Source organism: Pseudomonas sp. NFX5, assembly GCF_049132125.1.
Taxonomy (GTDB): Bacteria; Pseudomonadota; Gammaproteobacteria; order Pseudomonadales; family Pseudomonadaceae; genus Aquipseudomonas; species Aquipseudomonas marginalis.
This window is the reverse complement of sequence record NZ_JAFMZG010000031.1, coordinates 291,754-316,564: the sequence shown is the minus strand read 5'-3', so window position 1 is coordinate 316,564 and position 24,811 is coordinate 291,754. Positions and strand designations below refer to the sequence as shown.

Annotated in this window: 27 protein-coding genes; 14 read left to right on the top strand and 13 right to left on the bottom strand. The window is 60.4% G+C overall.

The genetic code is table 11. The annotated features are described in order from the left end of the window. Nucleotides 1-47 precede the first annotated feature (47 nt). Complete coding sequence (locus tag J1N02_RS22135) at nt 48-419, top strand: hypothetical protein (protein ID WP_092358996.1); 372 nt, start codon at nt 48-50, stop codon at nt 417-419. Between the two features lie 7 nt (nt 420-426). On the opposite strand, the gene J1N02_RS22130 is transcribed toward J1N02_RS22135, so the two are convergent. Both J1N02_RS22130 and J1N02_RS22125 read right to left on the bottom strand, forming a co-directional pair. Beyond that, entirely contained in the window at nt 427-756 is a 330-nt protein-coding gene (locus tag J1N02_RS22130) for a YXWGXW repeat-containing protein (protein WP_043293388.1), read from the bottom strand. Nucleotides 757-887: 131 nt separating this feature from the next. Beyond that, the gene (locus J1N02_RS22125; protein WP_043293389.1) at nt 888-1,784 is read right to left on the bottom strand and encodes a LysR family transcriptional regulator; all 897 of its coding nucleotides are present in this window, start codon (nt 1,782-1,784) and stop codon (nt 888-890) included. A gap of 50 nt (nt 1,785-1,834) precedes the next feature. On the opposite strand from J1N02_RS22125, the gene J1N02_RS22120 reads away from it, so the two are divergent. Further along, nucleotides 1,835-2,548, top strand: a complete 714-nt coding sequence (locus J1N02_RS22120; protein WP_421147747.1) for an NADPH-dependent F420 reductase — start codon at nt 1,835-1,837, stop codon at nt 2,546-2,548. An 87-nt stretch (nt 2,549-2,635) separates the two neighbouring features. Here the strand turns inward: J1N02_RS22120 and mqo are convergent, their stop codons facing one another. Beyond that, the gene (gene mqo / locus J1N02_RS22115; RefSeq protein WP_027604210.1) at nt 2,636-4,282 is read right to left on the bottom strand and encodes a malate dehydrogenase (quinone); all 1,647 of its coding nucleotides are present in this window, start codon (nt 4,280-4,282) and stop codon (nt 2,636-2,638) included. 480 nt (nt 4,283-4,762) lie between these two features. Here mqo and J1N02_RS22110 point away from each other — a divergent pair, with 480 nt between their 5' ends. Continuing rightward, nucleotides 4,763-5,950, top strand: a complete 1,188-nt coding sequence (locus J1N02_RS22110) for an MFS transporter (RefSeq protein ID WP_419480207.1) — start codon at nt 4,763-4,765, stop codon at nt 5,948-5,950. Nucleotides 5,951-6,112: 162 nt separating this feature from the next. Beyond that, complete coding sequence (locus J1N02_RS22105; protein ID WP_098480131.1) at nt 6,113-6,952, top strand: lipopolysaccharide kinase InaA family protein; 840 nt, start codon at nt 6,113-6,115, stop codon at nt 6,950-6,952. A gap of 52 nt (nt 6,953-7,004) precedes the next feature. Here the strand turns inward: J1N02_RS22105 and J1N02_RS22100 are convergent, their stop codons facing one another. Continuing rightward, nucleotides 7,005-7,226: a hypothetical protein gene (locus J1N02_RS22100; RefSeq protein ID WP_405126129.1), complete on the bottom strand. Its 222-nt coding sequence runs from the start codon at nt 7,224-7,226 to the stop codon at nt 7,005-7,007. 348 nt (nt 7,227-7,574) lie between these two features. Between J1N02_RS22100 and dusA the strand changes: the two genes are divergently transcribed. Both dusA and tal read left to right on the top strand, forming a co-directional pair. Continuing rightward, complete coding sequence (gene dusA / locus J1N02_RS22095; RefSeq protein ID WP_027604214.1) at nt 7,575-8,561, top strand: tRNA dihydrouridine(20/20a) synthase DusA; 987 nt, start codon at nt 7,575-7,577, stop codon at nt 8,559-8,561. Between the two features lie 314 nt (nt 8,562-8,875). Further along, entirely contained in the window at nt 8,876-9,802 is a 927-nt protein-coding gene (gene tal, locus J1N02_RS22090; protein ID WP_027604215.1) for a transaldolase, read from the top strand. Nucleotides 9,803-9,890: 88 nt separating this feature from the next. Here tal and rssC read toward each other — a convergent pair whose 3' ends face one another. After that, nucleotides 9,891-10,373 (bottom strand): anti-sigma factor antagonist RssC, encoded by a 483-nt coding sequence (rssC, locus tag J1N02_RS22085; RefSeq protein WP_003172602.1) that lies wholly within the window; start codon nt 10,371-10,373, stop codon nt 9,891-9,893. Further along, on the bottom strand, nt 10,373-11,554 hold the full coding sequence (gene rssB, locus J1N02_RS22080; protein WP_027604216.1) for a two-component system response regulator RssB: 1,182 nt from the start codon (nt 11,552-11,554) through the stop codon (nt 10,373-10,375). The genes rssC and rssB overlap by 1 nt, the downstream gene beginning before the upstream one ends. Before the next feature lie 276 nt (nt 11,555-11,830). Here rssB and J1N02_RS22075 point away from each other — a divergent pair, with 276 nt between their 5' ends. Then, on the top strand, nt 11,831-12,127 hold the full coding sequence (locus J1N02_RS22075) for a PilZ domain-containing protein (protein WP_065947405.1): 297 nt from the start codon (nt 11,831-11,833) through the stop codon (nt 12,125-12,127). A 62-nt stretch (nt 12,128-12,189) separates the two neighbouring features. Here J1N02_RS22075 and J1N02_RS22070 read toward each other — a convergent pair whose 3' ends face one another. Then, entirely contained in the window at nt 12,190-12,879 is a 690-nt protein-coding gene (locus J1N02_RS22070) for a VacJ family lipoprotein (RefSeq protein ID WP_421147746.1), read from the bottom strand. Between the two features lie 194 nt (nt 12,880-13,073). Between J1N02_RS22070 and J1N02_RS22065 the strand changes: the two genes are divergently transcribed. Together J1N02_RS22065 and J1N02_RS22060 are read left to right on the top strand one after the other, a co-directional pair. Then, nucleotides 13,074-13,682, top strand: a complete 609-nt coding sequence (locus tag J1N02_RS22065) for a phosphatase (RefSeq protein ID WP_092358987.1) — start codon at nt 13,074-13,076, stop codon at nt 13,680-13,682. Nucleotides 13,683-13,792: 110 nt separating this feature from the next. After that, on the top strand, nt 13,793-14,059 hold the full coding sequence (locus J1N02_RS22060; RefSeq protein ID WP_027604221.1) for a DUF4404 family protein: 267 nt from the start codon (nt 13,793-13,795) through the stop codon (nt 14,057-14,059). A gap of 63 nt (nt 14,060-14,122) precedes the next feature. Here the strand turns inward: J1N02_RS22060 and queF are convergent, their stop codons facing one another. Continuing rightward, entirely contained in the window at nt 14,123-14,953 is an 831-nt protein-coding gene (gene queF / locus J1N02_RS22055) for an NADPH-dependent 7-cyano-7-deazaguanine reductase QueF (protein ID WP_421147745.1), read from the bottom strand. A 66-nt stretch (nt 14,954-15,019) separates the two neighbouring features. After that, nucleotides 15,020-15,541: a cupredoxin domain-containing protein gene (locus tag J1N02_RS22050; RefSeq protein ID WP_421147744.1), complete on the bottom strand. Its 522-nt coding sequence runs from the start codon at nt 15,539-15,541 to the stop codon at nt 15,020-15,022. Between the two features lie 157 nt (nt 15,542-15,698). On the opposite strand from J1N02_RS22050, the gene J1N02_RS22045 reads away from it, so the two are divergent. Both J1N02_RS22045 and J1N02_RS22040 read left to right on the top strand, forming a co-directional pair. Then, entirely contained in the window at nt 15,699-16,379 is a 681-nt protein-coding gene (locus J1N02_RS22045) for a heavy metal response regulator transcription factor (RefSeq protein WP_027604224.1), read from the top strand. Further along, on the top strand, nt 16,376-17,731 hold the full coding sequence (locus J1N02_RS22040; RefSeq protein WP_421147743.1) for a heavy metal sensor histidine kinase: 1,356 nt from the start codon (nt 16,376-16,378) through the stop codon (nt 17,729-17,731). Before J1N02_RS22045 ends, J1N02_RS22040 begins: the two co-directional genes overlap by 4 nt. Before the next feature lie 104 nt (nt 17,732-17,835). On the opposite strand, the gene J1N02_RS22035 is transcribed toward J1N02_RS22040, so the two are convergent. From J1N02_RS22035 to J1N02_RS22025, 3 genes are read right to left on the bottom strand one after another with little or no spacing between them, the layout of a single operon-like run. Further along, nucleotides 17,836-19,080 (bottom strand): lipoprotein-releasing ABC transporter permease subunit, encoded by a 1,245-nt coding sequence (locus J1N02_RS22035; RefSeq protein WP_421147742.1) that lies wholly within the window; start codon nt 19,078-19,080, stop codon nt 17,836-17,838. Nucleotides 19,081-19,137: 57 nt separating this feature from the next. After that, a complete protein-coding gene (gene lolD / locus J1N02_RS22030) occupies nt 19,138-19,821 on the bottom strand; it encodes a lipoprotein-releasing ABC transporter ATP-binding protein LolD (protein ID WP_024074097.1) in 684 nt (227 codons plus the stop codon). A gap of 7 nt (nt 19,822-19,828) precedes the next feature. After that, nucleotides 19,829-21,079: a lipoprotein-releasing ABC transporter permease subunit gene (locus J1N02_RS22025; RefSeq protein WP_027604228.1), complete on the bottom strand. Its 1,251-nt coding sequence runs from the start codon at nt 21,077-21,079 to the stop codon at nt 19,829-19,831. A gap of 94 nt (nt 21,080-21,173) precedes the next feature. Between J1N02_RS22025 and J1N02_RS22020 the strand changes: the two genes are divergently transcribed. Further along, the gene (locus tag J1N02_RS22020) at nt 21,174-21,758 is read left to right on the top strand and encodes a PilZ domain-containing protein (RefSeq protein ID WP_027604229.1); all 585 of its coding nucleotides are present in this window, start codon (nt 21,174-21,176) and stop codon (nt 21,756-21,758) included. A 44-nt stretch (nt 21,759-21,802) separates the two neighbouring features. Continuing rightward, complete coding sequence (locus tag J1N02_RS22015; RefSeq protein ID WP_027604230.1) at nt 21,803-22,525, top strand: glycerophosphodiester phosphodiesterase; 723 nt, start codon at nt 21,803-21,805, stop codon at nt 22,523-22,525. A 42-nt stretch (nt 22,526-22,567) separates the two neighbouring features. Here J1N02_RS22015 and sthA read toward each other — a convergent pair whose 3' ends face one another. Next, nucleotides 22,568-23,962 (bottom strand): Si-specific NAD(P)(+) transhydrogenase, encoded by a 1,395-nt coding sequence (gene sthA, locus J1N02_RS22010; protein WP_003189670.1) that lies wholly within the window; start codon nt 23,960-23,962, stop codon nt 22,568-22,570. Nucleotides 23,963-24,196: 234 nt separating this feature from the next. On the opposite strand from sthA, the gene J1N02_RS22005 reads away from it, so the two are divergent. Beyond that, on the top strand, nt 24,197-24,730 hold the full coding sequence (locus J1N02_RS22005; protein WP_092358981.1) for a chalcone isomerase family protein: 534 nt from the start codon (nt 24,197-24,199) through the stop codon (nt 24,728-24,730). The last annotated feature ends 81 nt before the right edge of the window (nt 24,731-24,811 follow it).

Here is a 24,811-nt window from a genome sequence, read left to right as displayed (position 1 = left end):
CAGGCTTTGGTAAAAGTCGCTAATCCCTGAACGAGAGAACGCCCCACGTGCGCACGCTTCTTCTTGCTGCCCTGGCCCTGACGCCGCCCCTCGCACTGGCCGAGATCATCTGGCCCGACCTGCCAAAGAGCTGCTTCGTCAGCGGGCGTTCTGCCACCAGTGTGGATGTCGACGCCGGCTGCGCAGCGTTCCTGATCAATGTGCAAGGCAAGGCCGCAGGTACGCCGATCAAGGTGGATATTCCCCAATATGCTTTTCACATCGACGAAGCCAGCGGCAAAGAGACACCGGTGATCATCATCCAGGCCGAAGAGAACGGAGAGGTCAAGGCCGTGGGATACAAGGAACTGGGCACCGATCAACTCGGTGCCGCGCTGCTGCGGGAAGTACGGCTCCTGGGTACAAAGAAGCCCTCCTAGTCGGGGTTCAACGAACCCAGCCCCCCACCTGCCAGTGATAGCCATCATTGCGCTGCACCCAATGCGGATGCACATAACGATAGCCTTCGCGCACCGGCTCCCAATGGCCGTGTACGGCAACGTAGCGCCCGCCTTCCCAGCGCCAGTAACCACGTGACCATATGTAACCTTCACGTACGGCAGGCTCGACTTCGATGACCTGGGTCGGCGGCGGTTGTGGCGCGACCACCTCGACATATTCACGCTGTACAGGCCGGCGCTCATGCACCACGCGCTCCTGTACACACCCGGACGCCGCGACCACAACTGCCGCTAATGCCGCGTAACGCAACAACATACAACCCCCTCGGGCGTTATCGCCCAACACCTGCACCGGTAAAAATGCCCCCGTGTTTCAGCCGTGCTCCTGCTCAGGCCTGGGTACTTTTTTAACAGGTTGTGTCTGTCGGATTGCTGAAGCAGCACGCATCAAGGGTGACCGAAGCGTCCCAACACCGCTTCGACAAAGCGTCTCAACTTGGCCGTACGCTGGCGGTTCGCCGTGTAGACAAGGTGCATCGGCCGGCTCGGCGCTTCAAAGTCCGGCAGCACTCTCACCAATTCGCCCCTGGCCAATGCCCCGCGCAAGAAGTCTTCCGGACCGAGCACGATGCCAAAACCATCCAGCGCGGCGGTCATCAAGGCCCTGCTTTCATTGATCTGCAAGCGACTGGCAACCTGCACCTTGCAAGGCGTCGAAGCCTGGTAGAACACCCACTCGCGATCCGCCGGCCGCGACCAGAAGGCGTAGCCGAGGCATTCATGACGCTCAAGGTCCACCGGGGCCTGCGGGGTACCGCGTGCCGCCAGGTACTCCGGCGACGCGCAGACCACCAGGCGATAAGGTGCCAGTGGCCTGGCTGTCAGGCCGGTGGTCGCCAGGGGGCCGATACGAAAAGCGGCTTCATAGCCCTCCTCCACCAGGTCCACGAAACGGTCGGTCAAGTGCAGGTCGATTTCCACATCCGGGTTGTCGCGCAGGAACCCGGTAATCAACGGCATCAGGCTGTAGGAGCCGAAGGTGACGGGCGCGGTGATTTTCAGCTTGCCGCGCGGCGTGTCGTTCATGATCTGCGCCAGTGAATCGGCAGCCTCGGCTTCTACCAGGATATGTTTGCAACGCTCGTAGTACGCGCTCCCCAGCTCCGTCAGGCTTTGCCTTCGTGTGGTGCGGTTAAGCAAGCGAGCGCCCAGGCGCTGCTCCAGCGCGGTGACATGTTTGGCCACCATCTGCGGCGACATGCCCAAGCGCTCGGCAGCCCGCGCGTACGAGCCCAACTCAGCAGCCATCACAAAGGCATTCATGCTCGACAGGCGATCCATCATTCCCTACTCCCAGTAACAACATTCACGCCAAAACGACGATTTATCGCCAATTGGTTGCCAATCATCATAACCGCTCCCCTATTCATTGGAGCAAGACCATGAAGATTGGTGTTATTGGAGCAGGCTTTATCGGGCGCGCCGTGGCCCAACTGGCGCTGGCGGCCGGGCACGAAGTGATGTTGAGCAACTCCCGTGGCCCCCACACCATGAGCAGCGTCGTGAGCGGCATACTCGGCGTGCAGGTGGGCAGTGCCGACGACGCCGCCAAATTCGGCGATGTGGTACTCGTGGCGATCCCCCTGGAGCATTACCGCAGCGTCCCGGCGCAATGGCTGGAGGGCAAGACCGTGATGGACGCGAATAATTACTACCCGAACCGCGACGGCCATATACCGGTACTGGATCGCTTCGAAACCACCACCAGCCGGATGCTCGCCGAGCATTTGCCCCATTCACATGTAGTCAAAGTGTTCAACGCGATCTTCGCTCCCGACCTGACGCAGGACGCCCGCCCCCACGGTGCCCCCGACCGCCGGGCGTTGCCGGTGGCCGCGGATGACGCCGCAGCGAAGGCACGCGTCATCACGCTTCTCGACGAATTGGGTTTCGACGCCGTGGATGCCGGCAGCCTGGATGACAGCTGGCGGCTGGAACGCGGCAAGCCTGCCTATTGCGTGCCGCTGGACCAGGCTGGCTTGAAGGCAGCGCTGGCCGCCGCCGAGCGTACGGTTGAACTGCCGCCTGTCGAACGCACCCGCCGTTAGACACGCACAAAAAAACCCGCTGACCGTTACCGGTTCAGCGGGCTTTTTGTTACCGGCAAGGTCCTGACCCAGGACCTCCCCAGCGGCTTACAGCGCCAGGTCAGACGCCGGCTTGCTCGGCTCAGCCGCAGGCTTGGCAGCCTCGGGCGCCTTGACAGCAGCCTGTTGCGGAATCGCAGGCGGTGCAGGCAGTTGCAGGATATTGGCGGTGTAGGCCCATTCCTTGGCAACAGCCTCAGGACTGTCGTTCAGCTTGGTGCCGTAGCTAGGCACGATCTGGTGCAGTTTTGCCTGCCACTCAGGGGTCGCAACCTTGTCCTTGAACACTTTCTGCAGCACGGTCAACATGATCGGAGCCGCGGTAGACGCGCCTGGCGACGCACCCAACAGGCCTGCAATGGTGTTGTCGGCAGAGCTGACCACTTCGGTACCGAGTTTCAGGACGCCGCCCTGCTCTTCGTCACGCTTGATGATCTGCACGCGCTGGCCGGCCTGCCACAGGCGCCAGTCGGATTGCTTGGCGTTCGGGAAGTACTCCTGCAGCGCCTTGAAGCGATCGTCATCCGACAGCATCAGTTGGCCGGCGAGGTACTCGACCAGTGGGTATTCACGAATACCGACTTTGGTCATTGGCCAGATGTTGTGGGTGGTGGTGCTGGTCAGCAGGTCCAGGTACGAGCCTTCTTTCAGGAACTTGGTCGAGAAGGTGGCGAATGGGCCAAACAGAATCACGCGCTTGCCATCCAGCACGCGGGTGTCCAGGTGCGGAACCGACATCGGTGGCGCGCCAACCGAAGCCTTGCCGTAGGCCTTGGCCAGGTGCTGCTCGGCGACGGTTGGGTTATCGGTCACCAGGAACGAGCCGCCGACCGGGAAGCCAGCGTATTCCTTGGCTTCAGGAATGCCCGACTTTTGCAGCAGGTGCAGTGCACCGCCGCCAGCGCCGATGAACACGAACTTGGCGTCGGTTTCAGTCTTGGTGCCGTCTTTCAGGTTTTTGTAGCTGACACGCCACGAACCGTCGGCGTTCTTGGTGATGTCCTGCACTTCGCTCGACAGTTTCAGGTCGAACTTAGGCGTGGTTTGCAGGTGAGCGACGAACTGGCGGGTGATCTCGCCGAAGTTCATGTCGGTACCCAGCGGGCTCCAGGTGGCCGCGATTTTCTGGTTCGGGTCACGCCCTTCCATCATCAGCGGAACCCATTTGGCGATCTGCGCCGGGTCTTCGGAGTACTGCATGCCGGCGAACAGCGGGCTCGCTTGCAGGGCTTCGTAGCGCTTCTTGAGGAACTTGATGTTGTCATCGCCCCACACAAAGCTCATGTGCGGTGTGGAGTTGATGAACGAACGCGGGTTCTTCAGCACGCCCTGCTGGACCTGCCAGGACCAGAACTGACGGGAGATCTGGAACGCTTCGTTGATCTCGACCGCTTTCGGGATCTCAACGTTGCCGTTCTTGTCTTCCGGGGTGTAGTTCAGCTCAGCCAGGGCCGAGTGGCCGGTACCGGCGTTGTTCCAGCCGTTGGAGCTTTCTTCGGCGACGCCATCGAGGCGCTCGACCATTTCCATCGACCAACCCGGCTCCAGCTCATTGAGCCAGACACCCAGGGTTGCACTCATGATGCCGCCGCCGATCAGCAGCACATCGACTTTCTTTGCCTCTTCCGCGTGAACGGACGTGATCCCCATCGACAAAGCCAGCCCCAGCAGGGCAGTGTTTACTTTTTTAAACATCAGTAGCACCTATGATAAAACGCCATCCGCCCCACCGCCCCTGATCATGGGCAACCCTCAATCACGCTGCGCCAGGCAACGCACCGCGGGGTTTGCACATTCACTCGGGGACCGCAGGGTGGGCACACAAGGCCGACGTATCGACCTCACTTTTATGTCCCTTCTGCGCTGACTTCTTATCATTATTGGCTTCAGCTACCTGGGCGACAGCCAAACGCCGGGACGTATACGGGTGTACGTACCGGGGAAAGACCAGACCAAGACGGCGCGCAGAATATCACGCCACACGGCGTTTATGCGTCGTTTGGCCAATTGACAACTCTAAATCGCCGGTTTTAACGCGCGAGTGTCAAGCGTGGCAAGCGCGACTTGAGGTCACAGGGCAGGAACTCTCGGGCAAAAGGTGGTTCTAGACTCCTTCGTCGCTGCTTGCGTAGCATCGACGGTTTTCCCTCGTACCCCTTCAATACAGAGCGATCCATGTCTATCCACCAAACTCCCGGGCACATACTGCCCGCGCGCAGCGCCGCCAAAATGGAAGCTGCCATGGCCGTGGGCGCCTTCGCTATCGGTACCGGCGAATTCGCCATCATGGGCCTGATGCCCGACATCGCGCAAAACCTGGGTTTAAGCGAACCCCAGGTTGGCCACGCCATCAGCGCCTATGCGTTGGGCGTGATGGTCGGCGCCCCACTGCTGGCCATCCTCGGCGCCAAGCTGCTGCGCAAACATATGTTGCTGTTGCTGATGGGCCTGTATGCCCTGGGCAACCTCGCCACTGCGTTCACCCCGACCTTCGGCTCGTTGGTGGCGTTCCGCTTTATCAGCGGCCTGCCCCACGGCGCCTACTTCGGCATTGCTGCGGTGGTCGCCTCGAGCATGGTGCCCAACGACAAACGTGCCGGCGCCGTGGCGCGGGTAATGATGGGCCTGACCCTGGCCATGCTGCTGGGCAACCCCATCGCCACCTTCCTCGGCCAGCACCTGGGCTGGCGCTCGGCGTTTGCACTGGTGAGCGTGATCGCCCTGTGCACCATCGCCCTGGTCTGGCAATTTGTGCCCCATCGCCACGACGAACAACGCAGCGACCCGCGCAAGGAACTGCGCGCCTTCACCAAACCCCAGGTGTGGATGGCGCTGTCCATTGGCGCTATCGGCTTTGCCGGTATGTTCTGCGTGTTCAGCTACCTGGCACCGACCATGCTGGAAGTGACCAAGGTATCCCCGCAGTGGATCCCATTCGGGCTGGCAGCATTCGGCGTGGGCGGGATTATCGGCAACATCGCCGGCGGCAAGCTGTTTGATCGCATGCAGTTTCGCGCCGTGGGCTGGATATTGGTGTGGTCGATGGCCGTGTTGCTGTTCTTCCCCTTCGCGGCGTCCTCGCTATGGGGCGTGCTGCTGAGTATGGGCCTGGTCGGCACCATGGTCTCGTTGGCCGCACCGCTGCAGATCCGCCTGATGGACATCGCCCACGAAGCACCGAGCCTGGCGGCAGCGTCCAACCATGCGGCGTTCAACCTGGCCAATGCGCTGGGACCATGGTTTGGCGGGATGGCGATTACGGCTGGGTTTGGCTGGACCAGCACCGGCTACATCGGCGCGGCGACGGCACTGGTCGGGCTGGGCATTTACCTGATAGCACGGCGGATGCAGGGAGGGCATTAAGCTCAAGCCCCAGGGCTATAAGCACATTTCAATCGCCATGAACAGTGAAGAATCGGCGCAGTTAGACTATTTCATTTTCGTTCAGGTAAAGTTCAGGTTGGATCCAATAAGCACAAGCTGTAACATATCCGTCATATTTATTCCCAATGACAAGGACGTGTTTTGAGCTTTCCTGACACAGGTGTATTGCAAAGTTTTCCGACGACCCTCACTCATCGCAAAGCGACGATCTTCACCACCGACACCACCGACCACAAAACGCAGCAGGCGATTCAGGACCTGATCGACACGCGCCACCAACTGACAGATCGCATCAGCGCACCGCTCAAAGGGATGGAAGCCAACCTGTTCGCCAAGTCCCAGCCGCTGGACAGCCTCAGGCCCAAATTGCGCGTGACCTTCGGGCGCGCCAAGCGGGACGGTGCGTTTGACTGGCCGGTCGAAGAAGTCATCAACACCCTCGGCGCCCAGAAACGCGGTGCGCCGGTTGCTGGCTTGTATGGGTTCGGTTATCGAAAGTCAGCGCTTGGCCTGATCCAGGAATTCTTCATCTTTACCGAGATGCTGGAGGGCCACCTCAATGGCCTGGAATGGCTCAAGCAGGAGCGTGACATCCAGAGCCTGATCACCGCGTCGTTCAAACTGTTGCACTGCCTGCACAGCAAAGGCGTGGTGCATATGGACTTCTGGGCAAACAATGTGATGATCAATCTGGAGCAGCCGACGCACGCCAAGGCCATCGACCTGGAAAACTGCTTTCTCACGCCAACGGACTACTTGACCGAGGTACTGGCGTTTCAATTTGGGTTCTATTATCGGCGGGAAATTTTCCGGTTCATGATCGAAGAGGATTACGACCGGAGGGTGCTGCAAGAACTTGGCAACTACGAGGGCATTGATCGCCGTCGTTTTGACGAAATCTACACGTCAAGCAAACATGAGAACATCAGCCGCCGCGCCAGGCGCGAGATTTTCCATAATGGGGTTGTGATAACAGGCTGACTCACCTCCCCCGGCGACAAGGGCGCTTGCCCCCGCCGGGCCATATGCGCCATCAATCATCATGCAACAACCCCGTCCCATATTCCCCATAACTACTCCCCAGGCCACTGCCGCCAAAATTAGCTTTGGCAGCCTTGCTGGAGCTGTGGTCACCAAACGCCTGGCATCCGCCTGAAAAGCAAGGGTCGCCACTCATGCCCGGCGCACCCGAAGAACAAGCGCCCAACAGCAACGTGCCGGTAATCATCACGACTTTGACGAGGTTCGAAATCATTTTTTCAGTTCCCTGTGGGCTGGACCGTGGGGGCTTCACTTGAGGAAGATCGTAGACCTCAACGGTGGAAGGAATTATGAAACTTTGCTGGGGGACAGGGAGGGTTCAGGTTGCCGGCTGGTTGATCGACGGAGGCCGGGTCAAACACAACCGCGAATGGGCAGTAGCCAACTGGTCCTACCTGATCGCATGTCGGGCTCGCAGTGATCGCCTGTAAATCCTCGGTACATTCCATACACGGCAATGTCCGCGTTCGAAGTGGTGAATACCGCAAAACAAGCGTCTCCCACAGCCTAGATCCATCCCTGATAAACTGCGCCCAATTCGCCTCGTTGACTCAGATCCCCAATGTCCCTACACACTGCTACTTTCTCCCGCCGCTTCTCCGTCGCCCCAATGATGGATTGGACCGACCGCCACTGCCGGTTCTTCCTGCGCCTGCTCTCCAAACGCGCCCTGCTCTACACCGAGATGGTCACCACCGGCGCAATCCTCCACGGCGACCATGACCGCTTCCTGCGTCATAACGAAGCCGAGCACCCGCTCGCGCTCCAGCTCGGCGGCAGTGTCCCCGCAGACCTGGCAGCCTGCGCCCGTATGGCCGAGGCTGCCGGTTACGACGAAGTGAACCTGAACGTCGGCTGCCCCAGCGACCGCGTCCAGAACAACATGATCGGCGCGATCCTGATGGCTCACCCGGCCCTGGTGGCCGATTGTGTGAAGGCGATGCGTGATGCGGTGTCGATTCCGGTAACGGTGAAGCACCGTATCGGCATCAACGGCAGGGACAGTTATGCCCAGTTGTGTGATTTCGTCGGGACGGTGAAGGACGCCGGCTGCACCAGTTTCACCGTGCATGCGCGGATTGCGATTCTTGAGGGCTTGTCGCCGAAGGAAAACCGCGACATTCCGCCGTTGCGGTATGACGTGGCGGCGCAGTTGAAGCAGGATTTCCCTGAGCTGGAGTTTATTCTCAACGGCGGGATCAAGACGCTGGAGCAGTGCCATGAGCATTTACAGACGTTTGACGGGGTGATGCTGGGCCGTGAGGCTTATCACAATCCGTATCTGCTGGCGGAGGTGGATCAGCAGTTGTTTGGTAGCGCGCAGCCTGTGATCAGTCGGGCGGAGGCGTTGGCGCAGTTGCGGCCTTATATTGCTGAGCATTTGGCGACTGGCGGGACGATGCATCACATTACGCGGCATGTGTTGGGGTTGGGCACCGGTTTCCCTGGGGCGCGCAGATTCAGGCAGTTGTTGTCGGTGGATATCCATAAGGCTGCGGATCCATTGGCATTGCTTGATCAGGCTGGGGCTTTGTTGGAAGGGCGTTGATTGGATAGCTTGCAGGGGGGGGCAGTTGGTTATTGGATGAGCCGACACACTGCCATCGGGAGCAAGCCCCCTCCCACATTTGGTGCGGTGTGTGCCAGGGAAGGAGTCAGTTGGCATGAAGGCGCTATCCAAGTGTCATCGGGCAGTCGGGTTGAACCTGTCGGCCGTTCTGGCCTCCTATTCAGCACTACGGCCGGGCATTCAAACGGCTGTTTTCAGGTTGTTGCCCTCGCAAACGATCGAACGCATTTGCGCCCTTGAGCGCCTGCCAGCGCTCGGGTAATGTCATCAGACCCATAGGACAGAGCACGCCCATGACTTCCAAGCTGGAACAACTCAAGCAATTCACTACTGTCGTAGCCGATACCGGCGATTTTTCCACCCTCGCCAAGCTCAAGCCCCAAGACGCCACTACCAACCCTTCCCTGCTGCTCAAGGCCGCGTCGATTCCGGGCTATGCCAAGCTGCTGGATGAGTGTGTGCAGGATTGCAACGGTGATGTCGGCCTGGCCAGCGACCGTTTCGCGGTGGCTGTGGGCCAGGAGATCCTTAAGGTCGTGCCAGGGCGCATCTCCACCGAGGTGGATGCCCGCCTGTCGTTCGACACTGACGCCGTACTCAAGCGTGCGCACCGTCTGATCGACCTGTACGACAAAGCTGGGGTTAGCCGTGACCGCGTGCTGATCAAGATCGCGTCCACCTGGGAAGGCATCCGCGCGGCGGAGAAGCTGGAAAAAGAAGGCATCCAGACCAACCTGACCCTGCTGTTCTCGTTTGCCCAGGCGGTGGCGTGCGCAGAAGCCGGCGTGTTCCTGATTTCACCGTTCGTAGGCCGTATCTACGACTGGTACAAGAAAGCCAATGGCAACGACTACACCGGCGCTGATGATCCGGGCGTGCAGTCGGTGACACGCATCTACAACTACTACAAGGCTAATGGCTACAAGACCGTGGTGATGGGTGCGAGTTTCCGCAACCTGAGCCAGATTGAAGAGCTGGCCGGCTGTGATCGCCTGACCATCAGCCCGGACCTGCTGGAGAAGCTGGCGGCGGATGACGGCAAGCTGGAACGCAAGTTGTCGCCAGGGCACGCCGGAGAAGCGCGAGTGCATCTGACTGAAGCGCAGTTCCGTTGGGAGTCCAACGAGGATGCGATGGCGACTGAGAAGCTGGCGGAGGGGATTCGTCAGTTTGCCCGGGACCAGGAGAAGCTTGAGGCACTGTTGTCCGCCAAGCTGTAAACGGCGCAGGCGACAAAAAGGGCGGTACCTGTGAGGGTACCGCCCTTTTTTGCTCTGCTGTCCCTAAAGTAGCAGGCGATCCCTGGGATCAGTGACGCTCGAGGGCGTTGACGAGGTCGTGGAAGGCTTCGCGGTTGGACTCGTTGAGGCCCATCAGGATCTTGTGCGCTTCCAGCACCTTGACCCGCACCACTTCCTCGGACTGATCCTGGGACGGCAGGTCGGTGAGGCATTCCGGGCAAGGGATCGGGCGATCAACGATGTTGAACACCTGGTCGAAGCCCATGGACTGCAACAGACGGGTGATGTCTTCGTGGGTGGTGACGACGGTCGGCAACAGGCCGACCTTCTGCCGGGACAGAATGGACAACTTGGCCAACAGCCCAAGGGTGGTGCTATCGATGCTGCGGGTTTCGGTCAGATCGATCACGATCGCCGAGAAATTCAACGCTGTGAAAATCCGCTCAATCGTCGCATCCAGCGCCGAACACAAGGTCAGGCGCACTTCACCGACAAACTTCAGGACGAAGGTCCCGTCTTGCTCGGCGAATTGGATTCTTCCGGTACTCATCAAAGATTCCTGCTCAACACCAATAGGGCGATATCATCCGGCATCTCCCCTAGCGTGGCCAATCCAAAAACCTGCCGCAGGCCATCCAGGCTGCCGCCCGCCGACTTGACCTTCTGGGGCAAGGCGGCTTCTTTCTCTTTGAGTGTAGGCTCTGGAAGAAGGTCCAGGATGCCGTCGGACATCAGCGTCAGGCTGAACGTCGGCGGCAGCTCCAGGATGTGGTCTTCGTAAGTAGCTTCATTGAACAAGCCTACGGGCAGACCACGCCCTTCCAGGTAACGCACACTGTCGGGAGTGTATAAAACAGGCATCGGCAGGTGACCGCCGATGCTGTAGGTCAAAAGACCGGTTTCTTCATCAATCACACCGCCTACCATCGTCACGTGCTTGCCCAGCTTGCAGCTGATCAGGCCTCGGTTGATGTGGCCCAGCACCTCGGAGGGGGTAAACTCCGGCAAGGTGCCATTGCGCTTGGATTCGAACAACAGCCGTGTGGTCATGAACTTCAACAACACGGTGACAAAAGCAGAGGAAGCACCATGGCCGGAGACATCGGCCAGGTAGAACGCGACACGCCGCTCGTCAACACGGAAATAGTCGACAAAATCGCCCGACAGGTACAGCGACGGGATGATCTGGTGAGCAAACTGGAATTCGTCGATGGTCCAGGGGCTGACCGGCAGCATGTTCATCTGCACCTGGCGACCGGCGTTCTGGTCTTCCTGGAGCAGGTTAAGGCTGGCTTCGAGTTCGCGGTTGGCGGTTTCGAGCTTTTCGCGGTAGCGCTGGTTCTCGACCAGCAGGCGCGCACGATCCAAGGCGCGGCGCACAGAGTGCTCCAGTACCGCCAGGTCTTCGAGGGGCTTGATCAGGTAGTCGGCAGCGCCCAGACGCAACGCTTCGACGGCATCGTTCATGACGCCGGCACCGGACACGACAATCACCGGCGTCTGCGGGGCAAGCTCGGTCACCTGGCGAATCAGCTCCAGGCCGCCCATCTGGGGCATGCGCAGGTCGCAGATCACGAGGTCGGGCTGGTCGCGCTCGAATACCTGGAGACCCTGTTGGCCATTACTGGCCTGCAGGACGCTGAAGCCACTGTCTTCCAAATAGGCCGCAAGGCTCGCGCGCACTACTTCGTCGTCATCGATTATCAGCAGCGTGGCACTGGTTTTTTGCATGTGGGCAAACGGCGCCAGAATTAGGTTGGCGTAGGTGGCTCGGCAATGGCCGGGCTCACGTACTGGATTCGCTTTCTAGCCTCTCTGTACTACAACGCAATGGGATTTTTCCCATGCACAACTGTAAAGCAGAGGTGCCCTTCTAAGGCGCAGACGGTACTCCCATCCGCCGGGGGTTTCAAGCTCATGCCGATGGTCGCCGGGCGTCTTTACATCGCAAATCACCGGGAGTTATAAGAACAGCCAAGACCACAACACAAAGTAAGGATGGAACCGATGGGCGAACACGAGCGCGACTACGCCGAAAAACGCGATTTCATCCGCATGCGGGTGGATGCCGAAGTATCTTTGCTCCACGAAGGCCAGGAGTTTGCCGGGGTTTGCGTGGACCTTTCCAGCTCCGGGATGCAGGTGCAGGCACCGCGTCAGTTCGCGGTGGGAGACCTACTCACCGTGCGCATTGATTCAGAGCACGCGGCGCTCAAGGGCCTGGAGGCTGACACGGAAGTGGTCTGGACCAAAACCGTGGGCGACGAGCAACAACTCGGGCTTAGGATCCTGAAAATGCGCTGAAACCCGCGCACAAAAAAGGCGACCGCCAGGGTCGCCTTTTTTTCATTTCAAAACATCACAGCTTAAAAGTCGTCGACGACCTTGCCGTCCTTGACCTTGAACTCGCGGTTCTGCAGGTAGGCATTGCGGATAAAGGTGTACTTGTCGCCGGTGATCAATTTCTCGCTGTCGAGCAGGCTGGCACGGGTGTCAACGATGTTCAGGCCCATGGTGCTGTTGCGCCAGCCGATATCGTTCATATAGCGGTACGGTTGGGTGTAGCTGTCCACGTATTTGGACGGTGCATCACGCAAGGTGCTCGGGCCCAGCAGCGGGATCATCACGTAGGGACCGCTGCCCACGCCCCAGTAACCGAGGGTCTGGCCGAAGTCTTCATCACTGCGTTGCAGCCCCATTTTGGTGCCGATGTCGATAAAGCCCAGCACGCCGAACGTGGTGTTAACCAGCAAGCGCGCAGTGTCGACCCCGGCATTGTGGGGTTTGAGCTGCAACACGTTGTTGGCCAGGTTGCCGACATCGCCGATATTGCGGAAGAAGTTGTGGATACCATCTTCGACAAATTGCGGAGTGATCCACTGATAGCCTTGGGCCAATGGCTTGAGGGCGTAGGTATCAACGGTGTCGTTGAAGGTGAAGATCGGGCGGTTGACGCTTTCCCATGGATCATCTTCCGATGCAGCCTGTGCAGCGAAAGGCGCCAGCAGGACAGTGGCACACACCGATAGCTGAGCGAAGTAGTGGCTCCAGCGCATAGCTTTTGCTCCTTGAATGGTCTGTCATGGGCGCTATGCCCTGAATAAGGCCGTCAGTATATGACGGAAGTGTCCAATTAGGCAGCTGCTAGGAATCGTCCTAACACAAATGGACAATTTTCCTACAATTACCCCGCTGTCATCTGCTTGTCATCCTGCCCCGATAGCGTCACAGCTATTTCAGGGATGTCGACATGCCTCACGCCGAGATAGCCATCGCCAACGCGCCCGCCTTGACTGCTGTTCTGTTTGGCCTGAGTGGTTGCCTGGTGGACTTTGGTTCCCGGGCGCGCACCGATTCCCCCTCCCCGGACTCCCAAGCCACACCCGGCGCCCTGAAAATCCTGCGCAGCCTCAAGGAACAAGGCGTCCCCTGTGCCTGGCTGGATGAACTGCCGCCTTCGGTAACCACACCACTGGCCGCCGTACTGCCCGGCTGGCTCAAGGCCGCATCCCCCTCCTCCATCCGCTGGCCCGCCCCTCATGCCTGCTGGCAAGCCTTGATGGAACTCAACATTGAACGCCTGGAAGGTTGCGTACTGGTCAGCGGCGAACCGCGCCTGTTGCAATCGGGCCTGAATGCCGGCTTGTGGACCATTGGCCTGGCCTCCTGTGGTTCGCTGTGCGGTCTGGCGCCTGAGCAGTGGCACGCGTTGAGCGACAAGGAACGCGAGCACAAGCGCGGCAAAGCCACCGTTGAGCTCTATGGCCTGGGGGTCCACTCGGTGATCGATCACCTCGGTGAACTCGGCACCTGCCTGGCCGACATCAGCCTGCGCCAGCTCAAAGGCGAGAAGCCCTGATCGAGATCATGCACAGTCGGCGCCCGTGGATTAATCTACAGGTCAGTCCGTAGACCTTTCACGGCGTGCCGTGGTCTATGCCAGTGCCTATCGATAAAAGGAAGAACGTCATGCCTGATCGCAAAAAACTGGAAGAACAGGTCGAGATCCTGCGCGGGCAGCTGGAACAGGAGCCGCCGCTGTCGGAAGAAAAACGTGATGCTCTGCAAGCCTTGATTGCCAAGTTTGAATTGCAACTTGAACTTGAACCAGCCACTCAAACGCCGAGTATTTCCGACGATGTGAGCCAAGCTGCCATAGAGTTCGACGCTGAGCACCCGGTGATTTCCGGGACACTGCGCAATATCATGATCACCTTGGGCAATATGGGGATCTGACCCGAGCCCAAGCCAGGCGCAGAACCAAAAGGTAGGAGAGGGCTTGCCCCCTCCCACCTTTGCTTACTGACGGGCCAGGCGCATGTTCTGGAACGCCACATCCTCAGTACTGCGGTAAGGGTTGATATCCAACCCGCCGCGCCGCACATAGCGCGCATACACCGTTAACTTCTCCGGCTTCAGCAAACGCTGCAGGTCGAGGAAAATGCGCTCCACGCACTGTTCATGGAAATCCGAGTGCTGGCGAAAGCTCACCAGGTATTCCAGCAAACTCCCGTGATCCAACGCCGAACCACGGTACTCCACCACCACGCTGCCCCAGTCGGGCTGGCTGGTCACCGGGCAGTTGGACTTGAGCAGGTGGCTGTGCACGCTCTCCTCGACAATGCGCGAGTCATCACAACGCAGCAGCTCCGGGCGCGGGTGTTCGTAGTTGCTGACACTGATATCCAGATCGTCAATGCACGTGCCCGGCAACGCCATCACGCCTTCGGCCTCAATGTCGGCCAAGCTGCGGATACGCACGGTAACAGGCTTGCCGGCGGCGGCGCTGAGGTCGGTGCGCAGGGTCGCTTCCAGGCTTGGTGTATCGGTGAACGCGGTCTGGTTCAGCGAGTTGAGGTACAGCTTGAACGACTTGGACTCGATGATGTTCGGCGAGTCGGCGGGGATGCTGAACTCACCGATGGCCACCACCGGCTTGCCCGACGGCAGCAGCCAGGACAACTCGAAGCAGTTCCAGAAATCCACGCCCTTGTACGGCAGGGTCTCGGCGCTCAGGCCCAGCTCGGCCCATTTGGCGGCGCGTGGAATCGGGAACAGCAACGAAGGGGTGTAGGTGGAAATGTATTCACTGGACTTGCCCAGCGGCGAATGTTCGGCTGCGGGATGCATGGCGGAAACCTGGCTAAATAAACCGCGCCAGTCTACCAGCCTTTGCCCCCGCCCTTAAGAAACGCCTTACTCAACGGTCAGCTTGCCGACCATGCCCGCCTGATAATGCCCGGGGAGGTTGCAGGCAAACTCCAGGTCGGTGGCCTTGGTGAACGTCCAGGTCAGCTCAGCGGTCTTGCCGGGCTCCACCAGCACGCTGTTGGGATCGTCGTGTTTCATGCCGCCCATTTCACCGTGGCCCATGGCACTATGATCCATCTTGCCCATTCCCGTGGAAGTGAGCATGCCGCTGGCCTGCATCTGCAGCATTTCCTTCTGGTGTTCGGCGTGCATCGCCGCGTCACCGAGGTTGAATTCATGCAGCAACTGGCCTTTGTTGACCAGTACAAAGCGCACCGTCTCACCGGCCTTGACGTCCAGGGACGTGGGCGAAAAGGAAATATCCTGCAGCGTCACTTCCACGGTGCGTGTGGCCTTATCCGCCGGTGCCGGCTGGCCGAACGCATAGGTATGGGCAGCATCCGCCATTGCATTGAAACTCAACGCCAACAGGCAGCCCGCCAACAACAGGGGTGTACGCAATGCCATCTCGATTCTCCAAAAAGTGTGCAACCTGCTTGGACAGCACTCTAAGAGTGCGCCGCTGCCAGCCAGCTGACTGCTAGATTACAACTTTGTCAGGTTGCGCCCTTCCCCTGGCACCCAGGGTATAAAGCCCCTCGTGAACTGTTGCCAAGAGCCGCCCATGAAATTGCTGATCGTCGAAGACCAACCGAAAACCGGCCACTATCTGCGCCAAGGCCTGGCCGAGGCGGGCTTCACCACCGAACTGGTGGCCGACGGTACCAGCGGCCAGCACCTGGCGCTGACCGGCGATTATGACCTGTTGATCCTGGATGTGATGCTGCCCGGTCGCGACGGCTGGCAAATCCTGCAAGCGGTGCGCAGTGCCGGCCTGGAAATCCCGGTGCTGTTTCTGACCGCCCGGGATGCCGTGGAAGACCGGGTGCACGGCCTGGAACTGGGTGCCGACGATTACCTGGTCAAGCCCTTTGCCTTCTCCGAACTGCTGGCGCGGGTACGCAGCCTGTTGCGCCGTGGCAGCAGCACGCCGCAGGAAACCGCCCTGCAACTGGCCGACCTGCGCCTGGACCTGCTCCGCCGCCGCGTCGAACGGGACGGCCAGCGCATCGACCTCACCGCCAAGGAATTCTCCCTGCTGGAGCTGCTGCTGCGCCGCCAGGGCGAAGTCCTGCCCAAGTCGCTGATTGCCTCCCAAGTATGGGACATGAATTTCGACAGTGACACCAACATCATCGAAGTCGCGATCCGGCGCCTGCGCCTGAAAGTCGACGATCCTTTCCCCACCAAGCTGATCCATACCGTGCGCGGCATGGGTTATGTGCTGGAGGAGCGCAGCCATTGATCCAGCGTCTGTCCCTGGCCAGCCGCCTGGCCCTGCTGTTTGCGGCGTGCACCGCGGTGGTCTCGTTGTTCGCCGGCGTGCTGTTCAACCGTGCCAGCGAGGCGCACTTCATTGAGCTGGACCAACAGCAACTCGACAGCAAGCTGGTGGCGCTGCGCAGTACCTTGCAGGGCGTCGAATCACTGGACTCATTCGCCCAACGCGAAGCGCAGCTGCGAGCCGAGCTCAATCGCCAGCCTGACCTGACATTGCGCATCACCGCCGCCGGCCAGCGCTGGCTGGACGATGCGCCAAGCGTCAGCCTGCCCGAGGCGCCTGGCCTGCACACCATGCAGAACGCCGGCACCGACTACCGCGTGTACAACGCCCCCTTGAGGCCCGGCCAGCCCGCCTCACCGCAACTGACCCTGATGCTCGACATCACCCATCACCAGCACTTCCTGCAACGCATGCAACATTTGATCTGGCTCACCGTCGGCCTATCGGCCCTGGCCACCGCGCTGCTGGGCGCCTGGGCTGCACGCCGTGGCTTGCGGCCGTTGCGGCGCATGGGCGAAGTGGCTGCCAGCGTGTCGGCCCACTCCTTGACCCAGCGCCTGCCTCACCAGCAAATGCCGGCGGAACTGGCCGACCTGGCCCAGGCCTTCAATGCCATGCTCGGGCGATTGGACGACGCCTTCCAGCGCCTGTCGGCCTTCTCCGCCGACATTGCCCATGAACTGCGCACGCCCCTGTCGAACCTGCTGACCCAGACCCAGGTCATCCTGACCCAACCGCGCCCCCTGGAGGATTACCGCGAGGCGCTGCACAGCAACCTGGAAGAGCTGCAATGGATGGCGCAGTTGGTGAATGACATGCTGTACCTGGCCAAGGCGGACCACGGCTTGCTGGTGCCCAAGCGCGAGCCGTTGGTACTGGCGGATGAAGTAGAGACGTTGCTGGAGTTTTTCGCGTTGCTGGCAGAAGACGCACAGGTCTCGCTGGTACGCGAAGGCGGCGCACAAACTGTCGGCGATCGCGGCATGCTGCGCCGGGCCCTGTCGAACCTGCTGGACAACGCCCTTAGGTTCACCCCGGCCGGCGGCCAAGTGCGCGTGCGGATGGTTGAAGGTACACGGGGCGTGACACTGACGGTAGAAAACAGCGGGGAAGGTATTCCAGCGCACGTGTTGCCGAGGCTGTTCGACCGGTTCTACCGAGCCGACCCGGCGCGCCATGAAGGCAGCAGCGAGCATGCGGGGCTGGGATTGGCGATTACCCAGTCGATTGTGCGGGCACACGGGGGGAGGATTTTTTGTGAATCCGCGGCGGGGTGGACAAGGTTTGTGATTGAGTTGCCCAGGGGAAATTGATGCAAGCCGGGCCGGCCCTATCGGGGGCAAGCCCTCTCCCACACGTTGATCCGTGAATACATTCAAATGTGGGAGGGGGCTTGCCCCGATAGCGGTCTTAAAGACTACGAATACCTAAGGGCGTGCGCCGGCTCAATCTTCGCCGCCCGATACGCCGGGTAAATCGTCGCCAGGAAGCTCAACACAAACCCGGCCGTACAAATCAGCACCACATCGCCACTTTGCAGCTCCGAAGGCAGGTTGCTGACGAAGTACACATCCGAACTGAAGATATGCTGCCCGCTCACCCGCTCCAGCCAGCCCACCAGCTCACTCACGTTCAGCGCCGCAATCACCCCCAGCACGCCGCCGATCAAGGTGCCGACAATGCCGATCACCGTGCCCTGCACCATGAAGATCGCCATGATCTGCCGTGGCGTGGCGCCGATGGTGCGCAGGATCGCGATGTCCGCACCCTTGTCGTTCACCACCATGATCAGCGTGGCGATGATGTTGAACGCCGCGACGGCGACGATCATCAGCAACAACAGGCCGATCATGGTCTTTTCCATCTTCATCGCGCTGAACAGGCTGCCCTGGGTGTGGGTCCAGTCATCGGGCTTGTAGCCGCTGCCGAGGCTGGCGGCGATGTCCGCCGAGACCTTGGGCGCTGCGTACAGGTCTTTCAACGCCAGGCGCACGCTCTGCACCTGGTTCGGCTGCCAATGCTGTATCTCGGCGGCGTCAGCCATGTGGATGAGGGCCATGGAGCCATCCAGCTCGGCGCCGACCTTGAAGATACCCACTACGTTCAGACGCTGCATGCGCGGGGTGATACCACCGGGCGCGCTGCTGATTTCCGGGACGATCAAGGTCAGTTTGTCACCCACATTCAGGCGAAAACGCCGGGCGGTGATTTCGCCGACCACCACGCCGAACTCGCCGGGCTTCAGGTCTTCCAGTTTGCCCTGCACGATATGCTGGGCCACGATCGACACCTTGCCTTCCTGGGCCGGGTCGACGCCGCTGATCTCAATCGGCTGCATCGCGCCCTTGTAGGAGAACATGCCGTCCATCTGCGTGAACGGTACGGCGGCAGTCACTTGCGGATTTTTCATCGCCGCAGCGGCCACCGGCTGCCAATCGTCGATCGGGTTCACCCCGACGATAGTGGCGTGGGGCACCATGCCAAGGATGCGCGAGCTCATTTCGCGCTGGAAGCCGTTCATCACCGACAGCACCACGATCATCGCCAGCACGCCCAGGGCGAGGCCGATCATCGAGGTCATCGAGATGAACGAAACAAAACGGTTGCGGCGCTTGGCGCGGGTATAGCGCGCGCCGATGAAAATCGATAACGGTCTGAACATTCGCGGGCACCGTTGGAAAATAGAAAACCCGGCGTCAGGCACCGGGCTTGAAACAGGTCAGATGGCGACCAGATGACCTTCCTGCAGGTGCAGCACACGGTCCATCTGGCGGGCCATGCTCATGTCATGGGTCACCACCAGGAACGCAGTGCGCATCTGGGTGCTCAGTTCCAGCATCAAGTCCTTGATGCCCTGGGCCGTGTGGGAGTCGAGGTTGCCGGTGGGCTCGTCGAGCATCACCAGCCCCGGGTTGTTCACCAGGGCACGGGCAATCGCCACACGCTGGCGCTCACCGCCGGACAGTTCGGCCGGCTTGTGCTCCAGGCGATGGCCGAGGCCGACGCGCTCGAGCAACGCCTTGGCGCGCTGGCGGGCTTCCGGGATCGCGGTCTTGCCGATCAGCAACGGCATGCACACGTTTTCCAGGGCGGTGAATTCCGGCAACAGGTGGTGGAACTGGTACACAAAGCCCAACGAACGGTTGCGCAACTGGCCACGGGCCTTTTCATTCAGGGCCGACAGTTCTTCACCGGCCAGCCATACGCTGCCCTGGGACGGCGTATCGAGGCCGCCCAACAGGTTGAGCAAGGTACTTTTGCCGGAACCGGAACTGCCGACGATCGCCACGCGCTCGCCGGGATGCAGTTCCAGTTGCAGGTTGGACAGCACCACGACCGATTCCGGGCCTTCCTCGTAGGATTTGCCCAGGTTGCGGCAGCTCAGGATTGCTTTTTCACTCATGCCCGATTCACTCATAACGTAAGGCCTGTGCTGGCTGGGTACGTGCCGCGCGCCAGGCTGGATACAGGGTGGCAAGGAAACTCAGGACCAACGCGGCGCCGCCCACCATCAGCACGTCCTGGGCTTGCACCTGGGACGGCAGGTAATCGATGAAGTAGACGTCGGCGTTGAGGAACTTGTGGCCGATCACCTTTTCAAGCAAGGCGATGGCGGCACTGACATTCAGCGCGGCCAAAATGCCTACCGCGGTGCCGATCAAGGTGCCGACCACGCCGATCACGGTGCCCTGCACCATGAAGATCGCCATGATCTGCCCCGGCGTGGCGCCGAGGGTGCGCAGGATGGCGATGTCGCCCTTCTTGTCATTCACCACCATCACCAGCGTGGAGATGATGTTGAAGGCGGCAACGGCGACGATCAGCAGCAACAGCAGGCCGATCATGGCTTTTTCCATGCGGATGGCCTGGTACAGGTTGCCGTGGGTGCGAGTCCAGTCGCGGGCGTAGTACTGGCTTTCACCCAGGTGCTGGGCGATTTCCCAGGCGCCGCGCGGGGCATCGAACAAGTCGTTGAACTTCAGGCGCAGGCCTTGCACCTGGTCCGGCTGCCAGCGATGCAGGCGGGCCAGGTCGGTGAGGTTGGTCAGGCCGAGGTAGCCGTCGATCTCGCCGGCGCCGACGTGGAAAGTGCCGACCACGGTAAAGCGCTTCATGCGCGGGAACATGCCGGCCGGCGTCACGGTGACTTCCGGCGCGACGAAGGTCAGCTTGTCGCCGATGCCTACGCCGAGCTTGGCCGCCGCCTTGTCACCGATGACAATGCCAAAGCTGCCGGGGGCCAGATCGTCGAGTTTGCCCTGCAACATGAACTTGTCGATGATCGAGACGTTGCGTTCCTGGGCCGGGTCGATGGCATTGAGCAGGATTTTCTGCACCTTGCCGTCGTTGGTCAGCAGCCCCTGCATCTGGGTAAACGGCGCCACGGCCACTACCTTGGGGTTCTGCTTGACCTTGGCGGCCAGGCTTTGCCAGTCGCTGATGGGCGCATCGCCCTCGATGGTCGCGTGGGGCACCATGCCCAGCACGCGGGTGCGCATCTCATGATCGAAGCCGTTCATCACCGACAGCACTACGATCATCACGACCACGCCAAGGGCGAGACCGATCATCGAGGTCAAGGAAATGAACGACACAAAATGATTGCGACGCTTTGCACGGGTATAACGCGTGCCAATAAATACGAAGAGAGGTCTGAACATGTCGGGGCTTGTTCGGAGGAAAAGAAGACGTCCCGGTGGCGGGGTCTGGTAAGCAGCTTTACACTCAGACCATTACCGTTACCTGGGGTTCGCCATGTCGACATTAGATGAAGAAGAGCGCCGCGAATACTACCGTATCGACGACATGATCGCACTCCAAATCAAAAGCCTGTCTGCCCCCGAAGCGGCGAGCAAGGAAGTGTTGCTGGATGATTCACCGCTGTTCAATCTGCTCAGTGAACTGCACCTGAGCGAATTTGAAGCCCAGCACCTGCTGCGCCAGCTCAGCGAGAAGGATCGCACCCTCGTGGCCTTTCTCCGGGTGCAGAACAAACGCCTGGACTTGCTCAGCCAAATCATGGCCCGTGGCCTGCTGGATGAGGTCGGCGCCCCGCAGCCGGTGATCATTTCCGAAGGCGGCATCGATTTCCAACACCCCTCCCCCCTGACGGTGGGTGCGCACCTGGCGGTCAAGCTGGTGCTGATGCCCCAGGCGCTCGGCCTGCTGCTGCGCGCGCGGGTCACCCATTGCGATCCCAAGGGCACAGGCTTTGACGTCGGCACGGAATTCGAAGCCATGACCGATGCCCAACGCCAGCTGCTGGCGCGCTACATCCTGCAGAAACAGGCGCAGGAACGGCGCCTGGCACGGGAACAGAGCGACGCCCAAGACACCTGAATTCGTATTTACCCCGCCAGACAAGCTGGCGTAAAGGAGCAACTGTGACCCTGATCTACGGCCACCGCGGTGCCAAAGGCGAAGCACCGGAAAACACCCTGACCAGCTTCCAGGCGTGTCTCAAGCACGGTGTACGCCGCTGCGAACTGGATTTGCACCTGTCCATGGACGGCGAGCTGATGGTCATCCACGACCCGACCCTCAAGCGCACCACCGACCGGCGCGGCAAAGTCGTCGAGTATTCGGCGGCAGACCTGGTGAAGATGGACGCGCGCAAAGGCGGCCCGGGCTGGGTCAAGCCTTGCCCGATTCCGCGCCTGGAAGAGCTGTTCGAACAGTGCGACTTCGATCACTGGCAACTGGAAGTCAAAAGCGCATCGCGCACCCGCGCCGCGACCACCGTGCTGGCCATTCGTGAGATGGCCGTGCGTTTCGGCCTGATGGACAAGGTCACCGTGACCTCAAGCTCGCGGGAAGTGTTGAAAGCAGCGGTTGAACTCACCCCCGACCTGTCACGCGGGCTCGTCGCCGAATATGCCTGGCTCGACCCGCTGAAGGTCGCGCAGAACTATGGCTGTGAGATGCTGGCGTTGAACTGGACGTTGTGCACCCCCGAACGCCTGGAAAAAGCCCAGCGCCAGGGTTTGCATGTGTCCGTGTGGACGGTCAACGAACCTGCGCTGATGCGCAGGCTCGCCGACTTCGGCGTAGATAGCCTGATTACAGACTTTCCCGGTTTGGCCACTGCCACCCTCGAGAATTACTGAAATCGGTCTCCCCGGCCGGCTCAGGCCACCGGCCGGAGCCGCTCAAAAAAGCCGGTTGAGGCCGTCGTAGGCCGCTACCCGATAGGCTTCGGCCATGGTCGGGTAGTTGAACGTGGTGTTGACGAAATACTTGAGGGTATTTTGCTCACCCGGCTGGTTCATGATCGCCTGGCCGATGTGCACGATCTCCGAAGCCTGGTAGCCGAAGCAATGCACGCCGAGGACTTCCAGGGTTTCGCGGTGGAACAGGATCTTGAGCATGCCTTGCGGCTCACCGGCGATCTGCGCACGCGCCATGCTCTTGAAGAACGCCTTGCCCACTTCGTAAGGCACCTTGGCCTTGGTCAGTTCGTGCTCGTTCTTGCCGATCGAGCTGATCTCGGGAATCGTGTAGATCCCGGTCGGCACGTCGTTCACATAACGCCAGCTGCCGTTGTCGACAATGCTGCCGGCCGCCGAACGGCCCTGGTCATGCGCCGCACTGGCCAGGCTTGGCCAGCCGATCACGTCACCGGCGCCGTAGATGTTCGGCACGCAGGTACGATAGTTCTCGTCGACTTCGATCTGGCCACGGCTGTTGACCTTGACCCCGATGTTTTCCATGCCGAGCTTGTCGGTATTGCCGGTACGGCCGTTGCACCACAGCAAGGCATCGGCCTTGATCTTCTTGCCGGACTTGAGGTGCAGGATCACGCCGTTGTCCAGGCCTTCGACCCGCTCGTATTCTTCGTTGTGACGCACGGTGATGTTGTTGTTGCTGAAGTGGTAGCTCAACGCCTGGGAAATTTCCGAGTCGAGGAAGCTCAGCAACTGGTCGCGGTTGTCCACCAGCTCCACCAGCACGCCCAGGCCGCTGAAGATCGAGGCGTATTCACAGCCGATCACGCCGGCGCCGTAGATGATCAACTTGCGCGGGGTGTGGCCCAGGCTGAGGATGGTGTCGCTATCGTAGATACGCGGGTGGTGGAAATCGATGTCCGCCGGGCGATACGGGCGCGAACCGGTGGCGATGATGATGTGCTTGGCCACCAGCTTCTCGACCACGCCGTTGGCGCACACCACTTCGACGGTTTGCTCGTCGGCGAAGCTGCCGGTGCCGAAGAACAGGTCGACACGGTTACGGGCGTAGTAGCCGGTGCGCGAAGCGACTTGCTTGGAGATGACCTTCTCGGCGCTTTTCAGCACGTCCGGGAACGAGAACCAGCGCGGCTCACCAATGGCCCGAAACATCGGGTTGGTGTTGAACTGCATGATCTGGCGCACCGAGTGACGCAAAGCCTTGGACGGGATGGTGCCCAGGTGGGTGCAGTTACCGCCGACCTGGCGACGGCTATCGACCATCGCCACCTTGCGCCCTGCCTTCGCGGCGTTCATCGCCGCACCTTCTCCAGCCGGGCCGGAACCCAGTACCACCACGTCGTAGTTGTAGACAGCCATGCGTACTCCTCAGAACAGGCCAGGCGCACGGTTGGACGCCTGGCTAAATCATGCCGCGGCCAGCGGTCATGAAGGACAATTTGGCTCAAGTGTGTGAACCGGGGCACAGTCTATATAAGGCTCAACGCCGCGCACATTAACCCTTGGTCGCGTCGTAGGCCAGTTTTGCCTTTACTACAGGAACAGGAAACCGGCATTACACTGCTGACACGCACCTTTGCAGGACGGGCCATTATGCGGCATGTCGTTTTCTGTTTAATGATGATTTTTTCGGTTGTGGTGTATGCGAATGAAGCAGACCGCCTCCGGCAAGCCGATTTTCCTGCGCAAGCCCCCGGACTGGCGCTGAAAAACCAGACGGTGTTCACCTACCTCTGGGCGGATGTGTACGCGGCTGCGCTGTATACCCCGCAGACCGTGAGCGCCAGGCAGGCATGGGACTCGCAACAGCCGCTGCGCCTTGTGCTGTATTACTTTCGCGACATCGACCGCAACGATGTGATCAAGGCGGCGACGGCCACCTTGGAGCGCCAGCAAGCCAGCCCTCGCCTGAGGCTTGAAGTCGACCAGTTGCACGCCAGCTTTCGTAACATCCGCAGCGGTGATCGCTACGCCCTGGACTTTCGCCCCGGCCGTGGCCTGAATCTGGAGATCAATGGGCAGGTGGTGTTCAGCAGCGCCAATGACGCGCTGGCAAGGGCCTACCTGGGCATTTGGCTGGCGCCCAAGGGTTTGTCCGATGACTTGCGCGGCAAACTGCTGAAATGAAAATGGCCTGCCCGTTAGGCAGGCATACGCTGAACTACCGCTATCGGGGGCGAGCCCCCTCCCACATTTGAAGGTATTCAC

Coding starts and splice junctions, on each gene's coding strand:
- J1N02_RS22025 (WP_027604228.1), bottom strand. CDS start 21,079: ATGTTCAGACCTCTCTTCGTATTTATTGGCACGCGTTATACCCGTGCA.
- J1N02_RS22045 (WP_027604224.1), top strand. CDS start 15,699: ATGAAATTGCTGATCGTCGAAGACCAACCGAAAACCGGCCACTATCTG.
- rssB (WP_027604216.1), bottom strand. CDS start 11,554: ATGCAAAAAACCAGTGCCACGCTGCTGATAATCGATGACGACGAAGTA.
- J1N02_RS22005 (WP_092358981.1), top strand. CDS start 24,197: ATGCGGCATGTCGTTTTCTGTTTAATGATGATTTTTTCGGTTGTGGTG.
- lolD (WP_024074097.1), bottom strand. CDS start 19,821: ATGAGTGAAAAAGCAATCCTGAGCTGCCGCAACCTGGGCAAATCCTAC.
- J1N02_RS22020 (WP_027604229.1), top strand. CDS start 21,174: ATGTCGACATTAGATGAAGAAGAGCGCCGCGAATACTACCGTATCGAC.
- J1N02_RS22110 (WP_419480207.1), top strand. CDS start 4,763: ATGTCTATCCACCAAACTCCCGGGCACATACTGCCCGCGCGCAGCGCC.
- J1N02_RS22070 (WP_421147746.1), bottom strand. CDS start 12,879: ATGCGCTGGAGCCACTACTTCGCTCAGCTATCGGTGTGTGCCACTGTC.
- queF (WP_421147745.1), bottom strand. CDS start 14,953: ATGCATCCCGCAGCCGAACATTCGCCGCTGGGCAAGTCCAGTGAATAC.
- dusA (WP_027604214.1), top strand. CDS start 7,575: ATGTCCCTACACACTGCTACTTTCTCCCGCCGCTTCTCCGTCGCCCCA.
- J1N02_RS22100 (WP_405126129.1), bottom strand. CDS start 7,226: ATGATTTCGAACCTCGTCAAAGTCGTGATGATTACCGGCACGTTGCTG.
- mqo (WP_027604210.1), bottom strand. CDS start 4,282: ATGTTTAAAAAAGTAAACACTGCCCTGCTGGGGCTGGCTTTGTCGATG.
- rssC (WP_003172602.1), bottom strand. CDS start 10,373: ATGAGTACCGGAAGAATCCAATTCGCCGAGCAAGACGGGACCTTCGTC.
- J1N02_RS22130 (WP_043293388.1), bottom strand. CDS start 756: ATGTTGTTGCGTTACGCGGCATTAGCGGCAGTTGTGGTCGCGGCGTCC.
- sthA (WP_003189670.1), bottom strand. CDS start 23,962: ATGGCTGTCTACAACTACGACGTGGTGGTACTGGGTTCCGGCCCGGCT.
- J1N02_RS22125 (WP_043293389.1), bottom strand. CDS start 1,784: ATGATGGATCGCCTGTCGAGCATGAATGCCTTTGTGATGGCTGCTGAG.
- J1N02_RS22075 (WP_065947405.1), top strand. CDS start 11,831: ATGGGCGAACACGAGCGCGACTACGCCGAAAAACGCGATTTCATCCGC.
- J1N02_RS22060 (WP_027604221.1), top strand. CDS start 13,793: ATGCCTGATCGCAAAAAACTGGAAGAACAGGTCGAGATCCTGCGCGGG.
- J1N02_RS22035 (WP_421147742.1), bottom strand. CDS start 19,080: ATGTTCAGACCGTTATCGATTTTCATCGGCGCGCGCTATACCCGCGCC.
- J1N02_RS22050 (WP_421147744.1), bottom strand. CDS start 15,541: ATGGCATTGCGTACACCCCTGTTGTTGGCGGGCTGCCTGTTGGCGTTG.
- tal (WP_027604215.1), top strand. CDS start 8,876: ATGACTTCCAAGCTGGAACAACTCAAGCAATTCACTACTGTCGTAGCC.
- J1N02_RS22065 (WP_092358987.1), top strand. CDS start 13,074: ATGCCTCACGCCGAGATAGCCATCGCCAACGCGCCCGCCTTGACTGCT.